Raw genomic sequence first — 19,252 nt, forward strand, 5'->3', positions numbered from 1 at the left:
GAATAATTAAACCGTTGTTGCAGGTACACTTTCACGAATTGCCTCTTGCTCTACTGGTGCGTTAACCAGCATATACACACGAGATTCGTAAGGGCGTAATGCCACTGTCTCGATCTTCTCGGCAGGGTCAGCTTCATAGTTATTCAACAGCAGCTCACTGGAGTCAAATTCCAAGTCAAACGGAAGATCGAACAGTGCTTCCTCTGAAGTCAGGTTTGACATGACCAGTAATTTCTCATTGCCAAGTGTACGAGTATAAGCGTAGATTCGTTCATCCTCAGGCAGGATCAAATCATAGGTACCATAAACGGTAATAGGATTAGCAGCCCGAAGTGCGATTAGTTTTTTATAATGATGATAGATGGAATCAGGGTCCTGCTTCGCACGCTCCACATTGATCTCCGTGAAATTAGGATTAACCTTCATCCAAGGCTTGCCGCTGCTGAAACCAGCATTCTCAGAGTCATCCCATTGCATTGGCGTTCTAGAATTGTCGCGACCGTTCTTCCAAATAACCTCCATGACTTCTTCATGTGATTTTCCGGCTTCTGTCTCTAAACGATACAGGTTCTTCATCGCCACATCATCATAATCATCCATCGAATCAAATCGTACATTGGTCATTCCAATTTCTTGACCTTGATAAATAAATGGTGTTCCTTGCATTAGGAAATACATCGTAGCCAGCGATTTGGCCGATGCCTTCCAATACTCCCCATCATTTCCCCAAGTGGAAACTGAACGTGGTTGGTCGTGATTCTCGATAAAGAGTGCATTCCAGCCTCTACCCTCAAGACCTTTTTGCCAACGCGAAAGTGCTGATTTCAGCTGCAGAACATCCAAGCCACCTGTAACACTCTTATTCCAAAGGGCTAAATGCTCGAATTGAAAAATCATATTGAATTTGCCCTGCTCCTCGCCTACCCACATTTCCGCTTGATCGACACTGACACCACTGGCTTCACCAACGGTCATAATGTCATAACGATCAAATGTTTCCTGTTTCAGTTCCTGTAATAAATCGTGAATGCCTTCCCGATTCATATGACCCGCACCGGAGGAAACGAACGGAAGATGATCTGGATTTGGCAGATCAGGAAGACCTGAAATTTTCTTAATATGTGAAATAGCATCCACTCTGAAGCCGTCAATCCCTTTATCTAGCCACCAATTGACCATACCGTATAATTCCTTACGTACTTCAGGATTTTCCCAGTTGAGGTCAGGCTGTCTTTTGGAGAATACATGCATGAAATATTGCTCTGTAGCGGGGTCAAACTCCCAGATTGAACCGCTAAAAATACTCTCCCAGTTATTCGGTTCCTTTCCGTCCTTAGGATCTCTCCAAATATAATAATCACGTTTAGCATTATCCTTGCTTGAACGTGCTTCAACAAACCAAGGGTGTTCGTCTGAAGTATGGTTAATGACAAGATCCAGAATCAGCTTCATGCCCCGTGCATGAACCTCGCTTAATAGCTGATCGAAATCGGCCATACTGCCGAACTCCGCCATAATATCCTGGTAATCTGAAATATCATATCCGTTATCATCGTTCGGGGATTTATAAATAGGACAAATCCAAATGACATTGATGCCAAGGTCCTGTAAATAATCAAGTTTTGAGATGACTCCTTGTAGATCTCCAACACCATCGCCATTGCTGTCCATAAAGCTCCGCGGGTAAATTTGATACGCTGTGGCTTCTTTCCACCATGTTCTGTTCAATGTATGCAGCTCCTTCGTATTCATATACCCTCTTAGGAAAATATTTTCCTATTCAATTCACGAATTAGTGATTTTCATCATAAAATTTAAGATTATCGACTAAAAACTATCTATTTAGGGTTTATTTAAGGAAATTATTTTCCTATGCGATCATTATAGGATCTTTTATTTTCCTGGTCAATAACAATCTTTTGGATTCTTGAAGCTATCCGTGATATGCTTGCGATATATTCTAGAACGAATACAAGATTGGAAAGTTATGGTGATATTCTTGAAGGTAAAAATTAAAGATATAGCCAAAATGGCTGACGTTTCAATAGCTACCGTATCAAGGGTTGTCAATAACAGCAAACCGGTAAACGAGGAAGTTCGTAAGCGTGTATTGGAAGCCATGAAACAATTGAATTACCGTCCTAATGTCATCAGTTCAGATGCAGGCAGATCGGATACACCTCTGATTGGTGTCATTATTCCACAGAACAGTAATACCGTGCTTGATGATTTCAATATTGGCATACGTGATCTCGCCGAGCTATATGGTTATGATGTTTTGGTCGGGTTAACAGACGGAAGTGTGAATAGTGAACTTCATTATTTGAACTTATTCCACCATATGGGGACTGAGGGTTATATATATGTAGGCTCGGTTCCGAGTAAGGAGCATTTAGAGATTATTCAAAAATCCGGGTCACCTTGCGTGTTAGTCGGAGAACATTCTCAGATTGATTCGATCCCTTCTGTCCATCTGGATAATGTCACCGCTTCCTATGAAGCCGTTACTTATCTGATTCAAAAAGGACATAAAAGTATCGGCATGATCCGGGTATCTGGAGAGAATGCGGTGGGTGGTGCTCGTTATCGCGGATATCGACAAGCGCTGATGGATGCAGGAATAACCTTAAGGGAAGAATGGGTAGTAGAAAGTGGAATGGCTGTAGAAGATGGAAGCGACGCGATGCGCCGGATTAAGGATAGCGGGGAGTTGCCTACTGCGGTTTTTTGCTCCACAGATTGGATAGCTGTAGGGGCGATGAATTTTCTGATCGATAACGGCATTCGGGTGCCAGAGGATGTTTCGGTGTTCGGATTCGATAATAGCTTTATTGCTTCTGTCGTTCGTCCCAAGCTGTCCTCGGTGGAATATTCCGGAACGGAGATTGGAATGACTGCTACCCGGACCTTAATCAAGCTGATTAAAGGGGAGACTGGTATTCAGCATCATGCAAATGTAGCTCATTATTTGGCGATTCGCGAAAGTACGGGTTAGGGAAAACTTCCCTAACCCTATTTTTAAATCTGAGAATGGTTATTGTGTAAATCCTACACGGGCGCGTTCCCGTCCTTTAGTATCTAGTGTGATGGAACAGACGGAAGTTATGGGAATATAAAGCTCCTCGAATTCTGTCCGATATTTAATGAACTTCTCAGTTACCGTTTCCAAAATGCCTTTTCTAGCGTTAGAGCCATCTACAAAATAAATGGTTACCTCTTTGCCCTGCAAAGCTTCCAGCATCACTCACTTCACTCCTTCGTCCTACAGATTTGTGATGACTTTGTCGATAATCCCGTACTCCACTGCTTCATCAGCTGACATGTAATAATCCCGATCCATATCTTGCATTACCTTTTCCACCGTTTGTCCGGTTCGGTCCGCTGTAATTTGAACAAGCACTTCCCTTAGCTTCAAAATACGTTTGGCTCTAATTGCAATATCACTAGCCTGACCCTGCGCTCCACCATGCGGCTGATGTATCATGATCTCACTGTTTGGCAGCGCATAACGTTTACCCTTGGCCCCTGCTAACAATAGAAGTGAACCAAAGGAAGCCGCCATCCCTGTGCAAATCGTGTTCACCTGTGGTTTAATAAGCTGCATCGTATCATAAATACTGAGTCCCGCCGTTACGGACCCGCCTGGACTATTGATATACATGTGTATATCTTTATCTGGATCCTCAGCTGATAAGAACAACAACTGAGCAACAACACTATTCGCCAATTGATCCTCAATCTCCGCCCCGACAAATACAATTCGATCCTTTAGCAGCCGTGAATAAATATCGTAAGATCTCTCTCCTTGATTCGTTTGTTCAATGACATAAGGAATGTACGCCATGCGTATCTGACCTCCATCCGTTAATATTATTTTGAAATCTACCCTGTAAACGGATTAGTCTTTGGAGAGGATACGGGATGTGGGGAAAATATTATTTTTATGATTGCGTATCTTATTTTCGAGCTCATTCGTTTATTATTAGAAGTAACCGAAATCACTTTACCGGAAAAGGGGTTATGCAGAGTGATCAGCCTTGAGAAGCTTAACGCCGGCCATGAACCGGATGAGAATCATACCATGTGTTTGCAAATGACCCTGAAGCGGTATTGCCTTGCACTGACACAATCCCCGTGGGAAGCCGAAGATTTGGTTCAGGATACGTGGGTCAAAGCACTGGGCTATATGAAGACTTCCGAACATTCGAAGCTGAAGAGCGATGATATGAACGATACAAGTCAAATGAACAACAATACAGATCATACAAGTCGTACGAATTTCAGCTCGCTAACGAATCATCCAAATCCTGAGGCGCTACTCCTGAGGATTGCCAGAAATACCTGGACAGATATTATGCGGCGAAAAGCCACGTTGTCACGGGTGCTGGAAATGGATCAACCACGGACAGAGGAAGCAGCAGGGTATGGTTTATTTGAGATTGAGGCTGCTTTTCAAGCCTTACAGAAGCATCTGTCTCCACTACAGCAAGCGGTCTTCCTGCTTCGCGATGTCTTCGAGCACTCCGGACTCGAAGCTGCGGAAATACTCGACACCACAGAAGGAGCCATCAAAGCTGCTCTGCATCGCGCCCGGCAAGCCCTCCCTGCAGTCAGACAAGAGCTTCTTCAATCTAACGGACCCTCCATTGTGCAGGATACGGAATTACAGATTGCCTTGAATCGCCTTGCATCCGCCTATGAACAAGAGCAAATCGCCGAGCTGATTGAGCTTGTCCTTGCGGATGAAAGTCAAGAAACTGTTATGGCCGTGTCCAGCCAAAGCTTCCAAAGCTTCCAGAGCGTTCAGCCTTTCCAATCTGACGGATTCAGCTCTATGGGCTGGAACTATTCCGAGCCAGGAATGCGGATGGTGGCTTAGCCTTTCGTGACGCTATTTCGTAATACTGGACTACACTTAGCTAAATGAAGCACATTACGTTACGTTATAACCGAACAAATATTAGTTTTGAAAAGTGTGAGTTTGATGAGATAGGTAAGTTTTGTGAGTCAGGTCAGTTAGTTGTATAGTTGGGTGATGTTTTAGCTTTGAGCTAGTGACGTTGCAAAATGTGCAACAGAATCCATGAAATCAACGCTAAAAAATGAATCTACTGCACTATCTGCAATAGATTTTTAATATAAGTGACTTTTAAGGCAATTTCTCATCTTTTGATTGTATAGAGTGCAATAGAATTAAACTCTGTCTTATTTAGTTTAAATTCTATTGCACAAAGTACAATCACACGAATGAAATCTCCTTACATACCTTCATGCATAATTCATAATTCATAATTCATAATTCATAATTTATCATTTATTTATCATTTATCATTCATCACCTAACACCTATCACTCTTTAGGCACACCCCTGCTTTTAAAAGGAAGACTTCATTTAGACTTATAAATATACATTAGTTGGTGAGGAGTGGCATGATATGAGAAAAATTCTTATCTTAGGCGGCACGCGCTTTTTTGGAAAAAGGTTAGTTGAACGATTACTACAGGATTCCGTAAACGACGTAACGATACTTACGCGCGGGGAAACTAGCGATTCCTTTGGAGATCGCATCCACCGGATCCATGCGGACCGTTTCCAAGCCAACGAGCTCGCTCAGGCGGTAGGAGATACACTATGGGATGTCGTGTTCGATAATATTTGTTATTCACCGGACGAAGCGGATCAGGCATGCCGGATTTTTGATGGTAAAACGAAACGGTATATTCTCACCTCAAGTTTATCCGTCTATGATTTCAGCGAAGAAGCGCTGACCGAGGACATTTTCGATCCTAAAGCTTACCCTATCCGCCACGGAGGGCGAAATGATTTTACCTATCAAGAGGGAAAAAGACTGGCGGAAGCTGTCTTTATGCAGAAGGCCACCTTCCCAGTCGCCGCGGTTCGCTTTCCAATTGTGCTGGGAATAGATGATTATACGCGAAGACTTCATTTTCATATTGAGCATGTCCGTAATGAGTTGCCTATTGGTATACCGAATCCCGGAGCATATATCTCCTTTATCCGTTCAGATGAAGCTGCTGATTTCCTATATTGGCTCGGATGTAGCTCTACTATGACAGGACCGTTCAACGCCTGCTCAGACGGTACAATTAGAATTACGGATATTCTCACAATGATTGAAGAAGAAACGGGGAAGCACGCCAGCATCCAGAGCCAAACCGCGGACGAGCATATGTCACCATTCGGAATTGAACAATCCTGGTTTATGGATACGACCAAAGCCCAGTCGGCGGGGTACAAGTTTCTCAATCTAAAACACTGGTTCCCAGAGCTAGTCAGCTCTCTGAACAAAACCTACGAGGAATAACAGTCAGCACCTTAATAGACCCCTTTCACTCACTCATCATCTACGCAACAAAAAAGCTGTCCCTTAGTAGATTTTTCTATGAAGGAGCAGCTTTTACATTGTACAAAACCTCTGCAAATGTTCAGTTAACTGCACGCTATACAACTAAATCAGGCCGGCCAAGTTTATGTTCGACTTTAGTTGTATTCAGTGCAATTAAAGACTAGCTAAACACCACTGACAGCCATTTCTCGGAGAAATAACTGCACAAAGTACAACTAAACACACATAGAGGAGATCACATCCTTTAATAGCTGTATTGAATACACTTAACGCGCAAAAAAAGGTAGTTAGAAGGATCTCCCCTCTAAGCTACCTTTTACGTTACAGAATTAGTGAATCAAGTCGCTCCCGATGTGCGGGCAGTCAATCAAACCTTCCCCTATGCGGAGATTGTCAAATAAGAGCGCTCCTCAGGCGTTTCATCGCCAGGTGAGTCACTGTCATCCCCAGCGATAATCTCGTCTACTATGTCCGAATTAATCTTAAAGACGTTGATTTCCTTGAATAATTTTTGTGAAATCTCATTAATCTCAACGGCTTGACGGGCAATGTCGTGGATCGCGTTGTCCTGTTGCACGCTAGAGGCATTCACTTCCTGAACCCCTGCCGCAGTTTCCTCAGCAATGGATGCCACGTTGTGAACAGACTCTGCGAGTCTACGATTCATAGTCTGTGTCATATCTACCTTGTCATGGATTTGCCCAATCTGCTTACTAATCTCAACGATCGATTCATCTATCGCTTCAAATGAAGACAACGTTTCTGCCACTTTTTGATCCTGCTCTTCAAGGTTTCCTTTGGTCTCCAGCATATATTGCTGGAATTCATCCATCCCTGCTTGCAGTTCGTTAATAATCTGACTGATATGTACGGAGGATTCTTTGGTCTGATCAGATAATTGTCTCACTTCATCAGCTATGACGGCAAAGCCCTTTCCATAAGCTCCCGCCCGTGCTGCTTCAATCGCTGCATTTAGAGAGAGAATATTGGTCTGGTTTGAAATGTTTGTGATCGATTTGGTAATTCTGGAGATATCCTTCGATTGGTCGCTCAATTTGGTTAAAGCAAGATATACTTTATTCACAGACTCACGGGAGTGCTCTGATACCTCTCGCAAAGCAATGACCGATTCTGAACCTTTCCGTGTATTGTGATTAGCGGTTTGACTTGTTGAGAGCATAACCTCGGTATATTCCGTAATTTCATGAACTTCCCGTTCCAGTTCCTGAATCAAGCTTGCGCTCTGCTCAGATTGTCCGGCTTGCTGCTCAGCGCCTACAGAGATTTCCTGTATTGTGCTTACGATTTCTTGATTCGTATGAGCGGTAATCGATGAAGATTGTTGAAAAGAGTGCGAATAAGTCGCGAGCGAAGAAGCTACAGATTGAGTCTGCTGAAGCATCTCTCGTACCCGCAACACCATATGGTCAAAATGATGACTCAAACTTCCAAGTTCATCATGATATGGCGAATTAATCTGCTGCCGCAAATCACCCTCAGCAATTTTACGTAGAGCCGTTTGCAACTTATTTATAGGGTTCAGAAAGGACCGAATAAGCATAACCGCAATAACAAGTGTGAAAACAAATACTAATAATGCGGCATAAGTCCCCATAGAACTGGTCAGATTTAACAAATCAAAAGAATACACTTGGGCCTTCTCTGCGTTCTCTGCTGCTGCGATGTATAGTTTCTCATTAGTCTCCAACATCTCTTTATTCATAGCCAATGCCTTCGTATGTAATTCATCTATTCGTTCCAGAACGGCCATGGGATCAAGCTGCTCGTCCTGTATCGTATTTACTAATCCGTCAAAATAACCCGTATACCCTCCAATTTGATTACGTAACTGTTCTAGCTCCTTAGACGCAGGCGAATCTGCCTCAAATTCCACTTTACCCAATTGTTCCATTAATTTTGTCTGTTTGTCCTTAAAGGGTTGGGTAAACTCTAAATCGCTAGAGCCTGCTAGAGAGGTTTCCACACCGTTCATTTCTTGAAGCAGTTGAGTAATGGTGGATACTGTAATTCTTTTTTCCATCTCCATTTTTTGTGTTTCCATAGAGATTTCTACTTGATTGATTTTATAATTTTGGTATAGCGCTACCCCTAGAAAGAATAGTACCACGGCAGAAAAACTCAAGATCAACTTCCACTTCATTGATAGATGCATAGACCTAGCCTTCAACAATATCATCCTCCGTATAAAGCCTCATATGGCAATAGGTACTTTTTACTAATATCTAAATTGTAGAAGCTGTACATTAAATACCGGACACAGTTTTGTATGAGAAATGTAAATTTTGTCGAGTACACGTTCACAACTATCCTATTGCCATTGACGTAACGGTAAGTGCTAAAACACTTCTCATAGCGCGTCATATCAATCTATAGAACGGGAGTTGTCTATGAGTAGATTTGTGACCATTGATAAGCTTTCTACGCAAATCGGGCTGACGAGTCGGACGTTGCGTCACTTGGAAGCATAAGGATTATTTCAAAGTCACCGTGAGGCTAGCTCGGGTTGGCGAATTTATGATGAACACGCAATCCTTGCTATTCATATCACCGCTTTATTAAGAAAGAGGTAACGATAGCCCCAAGGGTAGCTGAAATGAGTATGTATTAAATCTGCTCGAACCTATAAAAAAGAAAGCATAGAACAAAACGCTCTCCTTTGCCCATCATGGCATTGGAGAGCGTTTTTATTCTCATCAAGAAATACGATGATAGCTTATGATTGACTCAGCTTTAACAGCTTCGCTAACACTTGAGCTATTTCTTTACGAGTCGCTGCAGATTTGCGTAATGGTGATGTAAACATTGTCTAGGCAGTAGCTGGAGTAATTTTCACAAATATAAATCGTGTAAGAGGACCGACTAATAGAATTTGCAGTGGAAGTGCAACCATGAAATTCTTACCTATTGCAGACAGATAAGCCATTGGTAGTTCTGAGGTGAACCCTACATGAAGAACTGCGCCATAGAAGGACATAAACAGCACCATTCCGGTTACCATAAAAAAGGAGATGAACATGATTTTTTTGATCATCGGATCATTCTCTTTTACCAGCTTATATGCGATCCCTTTCGCAACTTTACCTACAACAAAGACATCCAGAATAAATGCAATTACAAACGCAGGTATGTAGCCGATGATCACATCTTTAACTAATGTACCTGACCAGCCCTCCATCAGAGCTACATTGTAAATACTCATACCCAGCACCATCAAAGCACACATGATGAATGTAAATAATAATGCTTCTTTTTTGTTTCTTCCCATCTTGTTCTCAGACTCCTTAGTGTTCCCTTAGTATTGTTATATTGTCAACTCGGATTACAATATCACAGTGCCTTAAACTAAGTCAACCAAGTTGACAATAAATATATATGACTTATACTTGGATTAACGAGCGATGATTTAGGAGTGTTCACATGGATAACCATCTGCAAGAAATGAATCTAATTGATTTACTCAGCGAGAAGCATCTAGCCTTACGTAAAATAGTGACCGACCAAGACCCTGACCAAATCAACAAGACTGAATCCCATATCCTAGCAGTTCTTGAAACACATCAAATGCTCTCGATCTCGGAAATCAGTAGAATTATTCATATTTCAAGACAGGGTACGCATAAGAGCATTCAAGGACTGTTATCCCGTAACTATGTGGAAGCCGCCCAAGTCAAAGGAAATCAACGTGATAAAAACATCATCCTTACCCAGAAGGGGATTGAATGCAATCAAAGAATGATGATCACCAAAATCGAATTAGAGCAAAAAATCTCTAACAAGCTTGGGGCAGCTAACGTAGAGCTTCTCAAATCTTTGCTAAAAGAAGAATGGATTTAATCTCCAGCAAAAAAAAGACGCAGAGTTGCCCACCCTGCGTCTTTAAAAAGATTCAATTATTTTCCGGGAAATTGTCGTTCATTCGCTTTTAAAGCACAGTGATTGCATCCTACCCGTAACTTGCACTAAAGAATACTCCTTCATCAAGTTTACCACTTCCGGCAATGGAATCCCTATACTTCTGTACCATCTACTCATAAGCAAATCTCTTGCATCTAAATCAATAAAATATCTGTAATTATTGCTGTTATCTTTAGTGGGCCTAACAATATCATGTTACTCGTATAACCTCAGTGTATCTGCAGTTACACCGAGAATAGAAGCAAATTCTTTTTTTACAATTCAATAGTATGCAAAAAATCACGCCAGTCCAAACCAGTGAACTAGGGTAAATCCAACGAAAGACAATAAGACTGAACCTATAAGCCCTGCTGCAAAAGACTTCATCCCTAGTCGTCTAAATGCCGCCAAATCAACGTTTAAACCAAGTCCAGCCATCGCCATAGCGATTAGCATATAAGCAATCGTTACAATTCCATTTGCCACTGATGCTGATACGATCCCTAATGAGTTCACACCACTGACAAGTAAGAAACCGAGGATAAACCAAGGAATAGGAATGCTTTTCCATGAGGCTTTGGATTGGCCGCCCTGCACCTTTCTTTCCGCACGATTCGTCCAAATCCCAATTATTATGGCAACCGGAACGAGTAAGGCTACCCGAGTCAATTTAACAATAACCGCCATATCAACTGCTGCATTCCCACCAGCATCTGCTGCTGCAATGACGTGAGCAATTTCATGTAAGGTAGCTCCTGAGAATACACCGTAGCCTAGATCCGACAAGCCTAGAAAAGGATACAAAAAAGTGTATAGCAACGTGAATATTGTACCTAAAATAGCAACTATAGCTGCGCCAATCGCAGTTTCGTCATCTTTGGCTTTGATTTGTGGAGCAATCGCCACCACCGCCGCCGCACCGCAGATCGCTGTCCCGCAAGCCGTTAAGATACCAAGTCGTTTATCTACCTTGAACAGTCGGGTAAGTCCGTATACAACTGGGATCGTAAAGCCGATTACAATAAGCGCCAGTAGAAATACCCGCGGACCTGCAGCAACAATATCCATTAAATTCAGCCGCATACCCAGTAGGATAATTCCTAGACGTAGCAGCTTTTTGCTGGAAAAATCAGTGCCCTGGGTGATCGTACCCGGCACTCCTACGGTTGCCCGCCAAATAATTCCGATTAAGATGGCAATGACCAATTGGCCCATAATAGAGAGAAATGGAAAGCCTGCTAAATATTTTGCGACTAATGCAATGATTAAGGTTAATCCAATGCCAAGTGCAAAACCAACTTGTTTCTTATTGTTTGATTGGTATAATCCCTGTGAATCCCCCATGTCGTATACACCCCTTGTATGAATCTCTAGATGACGGAGGTATGTAATTCCCTTCCCCCATGAATCAACAATAATACGCCATGGCTCGAAAGTTAAATACCAATATACTATCCGTAAGATTAGGAATCCTTATGCTTGAATTTACATAAAAAAACTCCTTCGAGAAGCAGCATGCCGGAGCATCCACCTCACCAAAAGAGCGATTGTGTTCCTATATTAAATTTTTAAATTTACACTTCAAGCTTCTGAAGCTTAGTTCCCTTCGGGAGTACAGAAGTTATATACTCGTGAACGGGATGTTGTCCTTCAGCTTCCGCAAGTACCGTCACAATTCCTTGGTCCGTACCCGTTCTGATCAGACGTCCCATTCCTTGTTTAAGTCTTAGCAGCATGTAAGGTAAATCCACATCTTCAAAAGGATTGGAAGTCTCCGCACGTTTTGCCATAAATACAGGGTCAAGCGGAGGATAAGGTAGCGACCAAATGATCACATTAGATAGTGAAGGTCCTGGAATATCTAATCCTTCCCACAGTGTCACCGCACAAAGAACACTATGCTCATCCCGTTGAAAAGCTGAGATCAGATAGCTGATCTCCTGATCCCCTTCATAGAGGAAAGAATACTTGCTGGATTCTGCACTCTGCGAGTTGAGCTGCTTGAACTGCAGAAGTTCTTCGCGAGTACGGAATAGTAGCAGAGCCCTTCCTTCTGTCTGCTGGATAAGCTTCATAGAGATCTCCATTTTCTCAGCAAAATCACCGCTCCGAAGCTCTGGTACATAGATATTCATCTGGTGCTCATAATCATAAGGTGAGTCTACAGAGAAAGACAGGAAGTCGTGTATTCCAAGACTATCCTTCAAGTATTGGAATGATTTATCCACGGATAATGTAGCCGAAGAGAAAACGATCGGCATTTTTTGCGTGAACAAGCTATCTTGGAGTACTTCCTTAACATTACGCGGCATGACCGACAGTGTTAAGCCATCGCTATCTTCCGTCGCCCAGCAGATTAACGCACCTGAATCCTCAAACAATCTCAACGCGATTTCTATGGTCTCCAAACGTTCTTCGACTATTCGTAACTGATATTCATCAATCGTGTACAGTCCACTTTCGAATACTAATTCTTCTTCGATAGCAGCAATTACACTACGCATGCGATGCACCTCACGGATTAGCGACGCATTTAATTCAATGCTTTTTCGATCTGATCCAGGAATGGTGCGGCATTGACGACGAATATATTTAAACATCTGCTCACTTTGCATAATCGCTTCATCGATAAGTACCGCGAGCGTCTCACGAATCTCATTCTGTAGCAGACGAGAAATCAATTCTTCAAAGACGACATGCTTCATTTTATAGCCTAACGCCTTCATGGCGGCAGATTCTAACAAATGCCCTTCATCAAATACAACTGCACAATGCTCTGGAAGTAAAGGAATTTGCCCTTCTCGCTTACGCGCTTCATAAGTCCAGACATGCTCCATGTAATAATCGTGGGAACAAATGATCAGGTCGCTTGATTTCCGGTAATGATCACGGGACAACGTTTGTCCACAGCGATGACGCATATCACAAGTAAAACAATCCTGAAACGTATCCCAGTTAATCTTATTCCATTGTTCGTCGTTCAGATCTGGATAATCCCTACGGTCGCCATAGGCATGGAACTGCTGCATCGGTGCATGAGAATGTACAAAATCAGGTAAAGTACCATACAAACTCTCCAGCGGCAAGCTCCCATCATCATTGTTGCGAGCATGATCCAGCTTTTTCAGACACATATATTTATCTGGAGATTTCGCCAGCCTGGCATCGATATTCATATTCAGATGCTTCGCAAGCTTGGCAATATCACCCTCTGGCTTCACCAACTGCTCAATTAAGGACTCGTCCGCACAGGCGATAATCGCAGGTTTACCCATATACCGCGCATAGCAAATGCTATATAACAAATACACTAAAGTCTTACCCGTACCGACCCCTGCCTCAGCAAAAATCGTCTTCTTCTCAGCAAAAGCTCGCTCCACCTGAAACGCCATGTAAATCTGTTCATCACGAACTTCAAATCCTGCCTCAGGAAGAATTTCATAGAATACATCGCCGACCCATTCCCCTACTTGCTCCATAAAAGGTCTGGTCCGATCGTATTCAAAAGGATACTGTGTCGCCAACAAGCCTACCTCCAATATTTGATCAGGCATAGCTCGTATGCCATGAAAAATAGAATCAACGGAAAAACTCTATTATCTCATAACATTGGAGGAATTACAAAGTAGTTCAATTGGAAACGTATTAAATGTCGAGTTTACTTAGACAAAATAAAAACTCCCCTTCAAGTAACGGTTATTTATCAAACCCCTGTCTACTTGAAGAGGTGCTTATCAAAATCAGCAGCCTGTTACGTAATTTATAATAGTGAGGTTACGAACTTCACCTCCGGAAAGCGGCTATTCGGTCCTTTCATTAAGATTCCGCCTTGATTTTTCAGATACAAATCGAAGAAATCAAGCATATAGGCATTGATAACGGAGTTTGCTCTTTCGGGAGCAATCTTTCCGGTAATGCCCAGTATTTTGAATATTGGAGAAATGAACTGTATGTCGGTAAAATTCAAATGCTCCGTATTTTCGATATAGAGGACCTGTCCCCCTTCGTCGACTGTTTGGCGCATCCGTTCAAGCTCCAACTTTTTATCTTCCGTTACTTTATCCTCCCACTCTCTTGTTGAGCCCATACGGTTAAGCTCTGAATCCGTGTAGACCCGGTTATCCATCACCATTTTTAATTTTTCAAATTCGCTTTCCGAGTTGATGAACAAAAACGGCTTACGCAGACCCTCTCTGTCACGCAAACGATAAAGCCCACCATCAAAGTCTATTCCAACCGCGATTCGCGGATCGTAAGAAGCGTCATAGGCCGTCGCTCCGCCGATGGAATGACCGAATACACCGACATTATCGAGATCTATTCTCCCTTTTAGATGACTTGGAATCTTCCCCGATTGGATGAGCTCCAATTGATCCAGTACAAACGCCACATCGTCGGTTAAAACTTTACCTAACTTGTCGCGATTCCCTCTTTCCGTCTGGTAATCATGGTCAGGCGAGAATAAATCGTTGGTTGTGCTGGTCGTGATTCTACCGTCCGGAAACTCGGTTGCAAATGTATTGTAGGTGTGGTCAATCACTGCCACGATATATCCGTGACTTGCGAGATATTCAGCTTGCGCCGTGTGGAGGAACCTGGAAGAGCCGAAGCCGGGATTCGCAAGGATCAGTGGGTATGAAGTTTGTGCAGAAGAGACTTCAGCCCCCGAATACGCATGACTGGATACGTACTTTAGGTGTTGTAAAGTAAACCCGGGAAGGCCATAGTTCGTAGCCATATAACGTAAAATCTGGGTATCTGGAATAAAGGGAGCGTACTTGCCTGTGCCATCTTGAGCCGGATACCATACCTGAACCATCAATTCTCTCTTGCCTGTCGCGGTTTTACTAAATGTTTCCTCCCGGTTTTGGTCTATGAAATGAAAGATTTTCGTGCCTACCTGCAACTCGCCGGATGGTGCCGGAATGTCGGATACAGGAAACACATATAGGAAGCACCCCGTTGCAATTAGCCCAATCACGATAAAAAAGCGGCCCAACACCCTACGAATTCGCGAGGCAGTCCGAGCGACTTTCCGCTTTATGAAAACGTCTGTAAGCGAAAGCATAAGCATCAGGATCGTAAATCCGTATAAAAATACAAGCTGAACCCTGTATCCTTCGACAAGCAAATGTATCACTAAAAAAATGGAGCCTGCTCCGCTTGTCAGGAGCAAAGCAGGTCTTCGAATACGTTGATTTAAAATGAACTGGAGTGCCAAAAAACTAACACTTGAAAAGAATAACAGCATTTCAAAAAACCTCACGACCAACTCCCCCTTTAAATTAATCCTATCAATGGATTAGTATAGAGAAGCTGCTAGGTTGATGCCATTGATCTAGATGACAGTCACCTAACACTTTTGTAAGGTTTCATGACGAGGGCATTAACATTTAAAGCAAGCAAGATATTTTTAGTATTAGGCAAAAGGGAGGGGATAATCATGCATTGGAAAAAGTATTTTATTCTATTGCTGCCAACGATATTAATTGGGCTTTTTTTATTTTACATTCTTCCAGCAATCCAAAGACCTTATGTTTTAATAGTTCCTATGGTATTTTGGTTGATCTATTACTCTTGGACATATTTCAAAAGAAAACAAAAGAATAAACGATAAAGAGCTCATTCATTAAAAACGGCAGCCTAGGACTTTGGTTCACTCGTCCAAGACTGCCTCTCTTTATAGACTAGTCAATTACAGTATCTGCTTCCAAAAATCCGTTCCAGCAAAAACAAACTCTTTATCCAGCGCTTCTTCCCCTTCCTCAAAGCAATCCGACCAGGGAACACGTTGCTTTCGCACATTAGCAGCATCCTTCACGCCAAATTCCTGATAACTTACGGTTAGCTCATTAGCAACATTATTCCAGTTGTCCCAGCCCAAAGGATGAATATGCGAACCCATCTTGCAACCCACAAATGCAGTCTTAGCGTACTCACGCCAAGGACGTCCTAGGAACACTGGAGCAATATCAGGGATGGCTGTTAAGAAGCAATTCTTGAAAATATAACCATGTGCCTGTCCCTCGGGTGTGGAGGCAGCTGTTATATACCCTGTATTGTTTTCATAATGACGTAAACTACGGATTTCACATTGGTCAAAATAAGCCGTTGCACCGCCAAAAATAAAATCGATCGTTCCTTCTATATAGCAATGCTGATACAACTGGCGATACTGGGCATGATGTTCTCTCAGCGGAACGCCTCCGAATGCCCCTCGCTCTCGTGGAGTAGGTGGCAAAGGCCCTGTGAACAACGTGTCTTGATGCCCTTTGAAGGTACAATGTCTGAACACGATTTGGTCACAATGCACATAAACGGCTACCCCCTGACCAATATGTTCTCCCTGCCCAGCACTGTTTGTAATCACCAGGTTCTCTAATTCCAAATGGCTGCCGCCCAGAAATAACGTTGGTGTAGCAAACGTATTGATTTCTTCGCCCGCTTCATCACGCTCTTTGGCATAACGATTCATGGTGATTTCCACGGAGCCAATCCCTATAATCGTTAAATAAGAACGATAAATCCAAACTGTCTCATTATAGATGCCTGACAAAATATAAAGCGTATCTGCTTGGCCCGATGGCTCGCGCTCTAGCGAATCTATCGCCTCTTGAATCGTGTGATAGTCGCAAAAGGATTCTTTGCCTACTACTAGCATCGTTGGTTCAGTTCCCTTCTTTGGATTTTATAGATGCTTCGTCAAAAATTTCTGCCATAAAGTCCGCATTTCCACAGTCTCCATATGCCCGCCACTTGAAATGACAGGTTGCCAATGTTCTGACTTCCCTGCCGTTTGATAAGCTTCGGACAGCCCCCTATCCAAGAGTTCTACTCCTTCAGTGGGACATAGCCGATCATTTCTGCCTACGAGGCTCATTCGCGGGCGGGGAACGATCCGCTTTTGAATATCGAGCGTTGTGAAATGCTTCAATAACCCGGGTACATAAGAATAGTAACCATGGTGATCTAGTCCTCTTACAGCCATTAGGGTATGCGCATCTACTTGACTACAAATATCGACAATCACCCCGACTCGTTCGTCTAATGCAGCCAGCCACCAGGCCATCAAACCACCCATGGACATGCCGACTGTTGCGATTCGAGCTGCATCAATATCCTTACGCTGGCCCATGTAATCTATCATACGAATATTGTCATAGAGCATCATGCCCCACATGACCTGACCCTGCCACAGCATTTCCTTCACTAACTCACTCTCCGTTTTGCCACCACGCTCATTAAACCCCCACATGTCGATGCAGCAAGCCGCATACCCCAACTCCGTTAGCGCTTTAGCAAAAGAGGGCTGTTGTAAATAGGGACTACTCCGAATAAACTCATTGCGTCCATTCGCGTAATTCCCTCCATGAGAATGATTAAAGACAACCAGCGGAAACGGCCCTTCTTTATGTAAAGGGATTGCTACGTAAGCAGGCACCTGTTCAATCCCATTAAGATCCAGTAAAAGGGATTCCAGACTATATCCGTCCCGCTCCTCTTGGTTCATCACAGTTACGGCAATCGGCTTATCCGCCGGAAGATCACCTAACAGTTCCTTCAGTTTATCAGGCTCCATGGTTCCCTCCCTTACGGACACACCTTCTGTTCTGAGGGCGAAACCGTAACTTGTTCTACTAGTTTTTCTGGCTTGCTCGTGTTCTTCGAATGACAATTTATGATCTTTATAGCTTCGCCATTTTCAATATAAAAAGCAGGTCCTTCATGATTCTCGATGGTCACCTGATGAAATTGCACATCCCTTGTATTGCCCAGAAAAAATCCGCGATTGTTCATGTTCTCGATCCCTGTCATCATATCCGGTTGCCCGGGAACTGCATTACGTGCCATGGAGATATCAATATTTGTAAAAGTAATCTCCGAAGCATACTGCTCCGCAAGTCCATATAAGAATCCCGCAGATGCATGAACATTACGTGCGGTAATATTGGCGAAATGAATTCGTCTAAAGCATGGCGTTTCATCTGTAATCGGATAAGGATTTTTGTCCCACACATACTTCTCTTTCCCGCGAGGGCCACAGAAATAGTATAGATTCAGTGTGAACGGACAAATGACGTCTTCCATTACAATATTACTGATCCGAATATCTTCAATCGTCCCTCCGCGTCCACGTCTTGATTTCATTCGTATGCCACGATCGGTTTGTTTGAATACACAGTTACTAATGGTTACATTACGAATATCTCCGCTCATTTCACTTCCGAGTACAACTCCCCCATGCCCATGAACCAGGGTACAATTGGTGATCGTAATATTCTCGCATGGAATGCGCTCTTTCGTATCTTCAGTTCCCGCTTTGATAGCAATGCAGTCATCGCCTACATCAATATTACAATTGCTAATCCGAACATTCGTACAAGATTCTGGATTAATACCATCTGTATTCGGAGAATCAGCCGGGTTATTAATGGACAGATTATCAATCGTCACATTGTAGCAGCCCACAGGATTAACGGTCCAGCTTGGAGAATTCACTAGCGAAACATCCTTAATTGTTACCCGCTGACAGCTATCAAATCCAATCAAAGTCGGACGGGGGTACTTCAGCTCTTCAGGGCGGTTCCGAAATACATCCCACCATACTTTGCCATTACCATTAATAGTTCCGCTTCCGGTAATCGATATATTGACTAAACCTTTGCCATGAATACAAGGCGTATGAACCTGCTGCTTCACCCCTTCCCATCTGCATTCCACCGCAGGATAATTCACCGGATGTGTACTGAATGAAAGGATCGCTCCTGGATTTAAATTTAATTCAATATTGCTTTTCATAACAATCGCACCCGTATAGTAAGTACCTGCTGGCACATACACAGTTCCTCCACCAGCCTCACTTGCCGCTTCAATCGCACGCGTAATTGCTTCTGTCGCTAACATCCCGCTATTCTTAAGCGCTCCAAAATCCTCAATATTATATACGGACATTCTATAGCCCTCCTATT

15 protein-coding genes are annotated in these 19,252 nt (G+C 43.0%); 4 read left to right on the forward strand and 11 right to left on the reverse strand.

Going from position 1 to position 19,252, the window contains the following annotated elements; genetic code table 11:
- Window positions 1-6 precede the first annotated feature (6 nt).
- A complete protein-coding gene (locus M2444_RS10845) occupies window positions 7-1,728 on the reverse strand; it encodes a glycoside hydrolase family 13 protein (RefSeq protein WP_280786932.1) in 1,722 nt (573 codons plus the stop codon).
- Window positions 1,729-1,999: 271 nt separating this feature from the next.
- On the opposite strand from M2444_RS10845, the gene M2444_RS10850 reads away from it, so the two are divergent.
- Window positions 2,000-2,995 (forward strand): LacI family DNA-binding transcriptional regulator, encoded by a 996-nt coding sequence (locus M2444_RS10850; RefSeq protein WP_280786933.1) that lies wholly within the window; start codon window positions 2,000-2,002, stop codon window positions 2,993-2,995.
- A gap of 39 nt (window positions 2,996-3,034) precedes the next feature.
- Here the strand turns inward: M2444_RS10850 and M2444_RS10855 are convergent, their stop codons facing one another.
- Complete coding sequence (locus tag M2444_RS10855) at window positions 3,035-3,241, reverse strand: hypothetical protein (RefSeq protein ID WP_094878323.1); 207 nt, start codon at window positions 3,239-3,241, stop codon at window positions 3,035-3,037.
- 21 nt (window positions 3,242-3,262) lie between these two features.
- Window positions 3,263-3,844, reverse strand: a complete 582-nt coding sequence (gene clpP, locus M2444_RS10860; RefSeq protein WP_094878324.1) for an ATP-dependent Clp endopeptidase proteolytic subunit ClpP — start codon at window positions 3,842-3,844, stop codon at window positions 3,263-3,265.
- 99 nt (window positions 3,845-3,943) lie between these two features.
- Between clpP and M2444_RS10865 the strand changes: the two genes are divergently transcribed.
- Window positions 3,944-4,879, forward strand: coding sequence for an RNA polymerase sigma factor (locus M2444_RS10865; RefSeq protein WP_280786934.1), 936 nt, complete (start codon window positions 3,944-3,946; stop codon window positions 4,877-4,879).
- A gap of 556 nt (window positions 4,880-5,435) precedes the next feature.
- Window positions 5,436-6,326 (forward strand): NAD-dependent epimerase/dehydratase family protein, encoded by an 891-nt coding sequence (locus M2444_RS10870; protein WP_280786935.1) that lies wholly within the window; start codon window positions 5,436-5,438, stop codon window positions 6,324-6,326.
- A 421-nt stretch (window positions 6,327-6,747) separates the two neighbouring features.
- Here M2444_RS10870 and M2444_RS10875 read toward each other — a convergent pair whose 3' ends face one another.
- Window positions 6,748-8,430, reverse strand: coding sequence for a methyl-accepting chemotaxis protein (locus tag M2444_RS10875; protein ID WP_280786936.1), 1,683 nt, complete (start codon window positions 8,428-8,430; stop codon window positions 6,748-6,750).
- Window positions 8,431-9,195: 765 nt separating this feature from the next.
- Complete coding sequence (locus M2444_RS10880) at window positions 9,196-9,654, reverse strand: DUF2798 domain-containing protein (RefSeq protein WP_094878328.1); 459 nt, start codon at window positions 9,652-9,654, stop codon at window positions 9,196-9,198.
- Between the two features lie 152 nt (window positions 9,655-9,806).
- On the opposite strand from M2444_RS10880, the gene M2444_RS10885 reads away from it, so the two are divergent.
- Window positions 9,807-10,223: a MarR family winged helix-turn-helix transcriptional regulator gene (locus M2444_RS10885; RefSeq protein WP_094870921.1), complete on the forward strand. Its 417-nt coding sequence runs from the start codon at window positions 9,807-9,809 to the stop codon at window positions 10,221-10,223.
- 360 nt (window positions 10,224-10,583) lie between these two features.
- Here M2444_RS10885 and M2444_RS10890 read toward each other — a convergent pair whose 3' ends face one another.
- From M2444_RS10890 to M2444_RS10915, 6 genes are all read right to left on the reverse strand, one after another.
- Window positions 10,584-11,627 (reverse strand): YeiH family protein, encoded by a 1,044-nt coding sequence (locus M2444_RS10890; RefSeq protein WP_280786937.1) that lies wholly within the window; start codon window positions 11,625-11,627, stop codon window positions 10,584-10,586.
- Window positions 11,628-11,857: 230 nt separating this feature from the next.
- Window positions 11,858-13,837 carry an ATP-dependent DNA helicase gene (locus M2444_RS10895; RefSeq protein WP_280786938.1) on the reverse strand — a complete coding sequence of 660 codons (1,980 nt, stop codon included), beginning with the start codon at window positions 13,835-13,837 and terminating at the stop codon, window positions 11,858-11,860.
- Between the two features lie 206 nt (window positions 13,838-14,043).
- Entirely contained in the window at window positions 14,044-15,549 is a 1,506-nt protein-coding gene (locus tag M2444_RS10900; protein ID WP_094877584.1) for an alpha/beta hydrolase family protein, read from the reverse strand.
- A gap of 429 nt (window positions 15,550-15,978) precedes the next feature.
- The gene (locus tag M2444_RS10905; protein WP_094877582.1) at window positions 15,979-16,944 is read right to left on the reverse strand and encodes a pectinesterase family protein; all 966 of its coding nucleotides are present in this window, start codon (window positions 16,942-16,944) and stop codon (window positions 15,979-15,981) included.
- 27 nt (window positions 16,945-16,971) lie between these two features.
- On the reverse strand, window positions 16,972-17,862 hold the full coding sequence (locus M2444_RS10910; RefSeq protein ID WP_094877581.1) for a dienelactone hydrolase family protein: 891 nt from the start codon (window positions 17,860-17,862) through the stop codon (window positions 16,972-16,974).
- Between the two features lie 11 nt (window positions 17,863-17,873).
- Window positions 17,874-19,235: a glycoside hydrolase family 28 protein gene (locus M2444_RS10915; RefSeq protein WP_280786939.1), complete on the reverse strand. Its 1,362-nt coding sequence runs from the start codon at window positions 19,233-19,235 to the stop codon at window positions 17,874-17,876.
- Window positions 19,236-19,252: the final 17 nt, after the last annotated feature.

The sequence above is a fragment of the Paenibacillus sp. PastF-3 genome (genome assembly GCF_029893135.1).
Lineage (GTDB): Bacteria > Bacillota > Bacilli > Paenibacillales > Paenibacillaceae > Paenibacillus_AQ > Paenibacillus_AQ nitricinens.

What these genes read in the sequence shown, in the direction of transcription:
- M2444_RS10855 (WP_094878323.1), bottom strand. Translation starts at nt 3,241, where the DNA reads ATGCTGGAAGCTTTGCAGGGCAAAGAGGTAACCATTTATTTTGTAGAT.
- clpP (WP_094878324.1), bottom strand. Translation starts at nt 3,844, where the DNA reads ATGGCGTACATTCCTTATGTCATTGAACAAACGAATCAAGGAGAGAGA.
- M2444_RS10865 (WP_280786934.1), top strand. Translation starts at nt 3,944, where the DNA reads ATGATTGCGTATCTTATTTTCGAGCTCATTCGTTTATTATTAGAAGTA.
- M2444_RS10870 (WP_280786935.1), top strand. Translation starts at nt 5,436, where the DNA reads ATGAGAAAAATTCTTATCTTAGGCGGCACGCGCTTTTTTGGAAAAAGG.
- M2444_RS10875 (WP_280786936.1), bottom strand. Translation starts at nt 8,430, where the DNA reads ATGGAAACACAAAAAATGGAGATGGAAAAAAGAATTACAGTATCCACC.
- M2444_RS10880 (WP_094878328.1), bottom strand. Translation starts at nt 9,654, where the DNA reads ATGGGAAGAAACAAAAAAGAAGCATTATTATTTACATTCATCATGTGT.
- M2444_RS10885 (WP_094870921.1), top strand. Translation starts at nt 9,807, where the DNA reads ATGGATAACCATCTGCAAGAAATGAATCTAATTGATTTACTCAGCGAG.
- M2444_RS10890 (WP_280786937.1), bottom strand. Translation starts at nt 11,627, where the DNA reads ATGGGGGATTCACAGGGATTATACCAATCAAACAATAAGAAACAAGTT.
- M2444_RS10895 (WP_280786938.1), bottom strand. Translation starts at nt 13,837, where the DNA reads ATGCCTGATCAAATATTGGAGGTAGGCTTGTTGGCGACACAGTATCCT.
- M2444_RS10905 (WP_094877582.1), bottom strand. Translation starts at nt 16,944, where the DNA reads ATGCTAGTAGTAGGCAAAGAATCCTTTTGCGACTATCACACGATTCAA.
- M2444_RS10910 (WP_094877581.1), bottom strand. Translation starts at nt 17,862, where the DNA reads ATGGAGCCTGATAAACTGAAGGAACTGTTAGGTGATCTTCCGGCGGAT.
- M2444_RS10915 (WP_280786939.1), bottom strand. Translation starts at nt 19,235, where the DNA reads ATGTCCGTATATAATATTGAGGATTTTGGAGCGCTTAAGAATAGCGGG.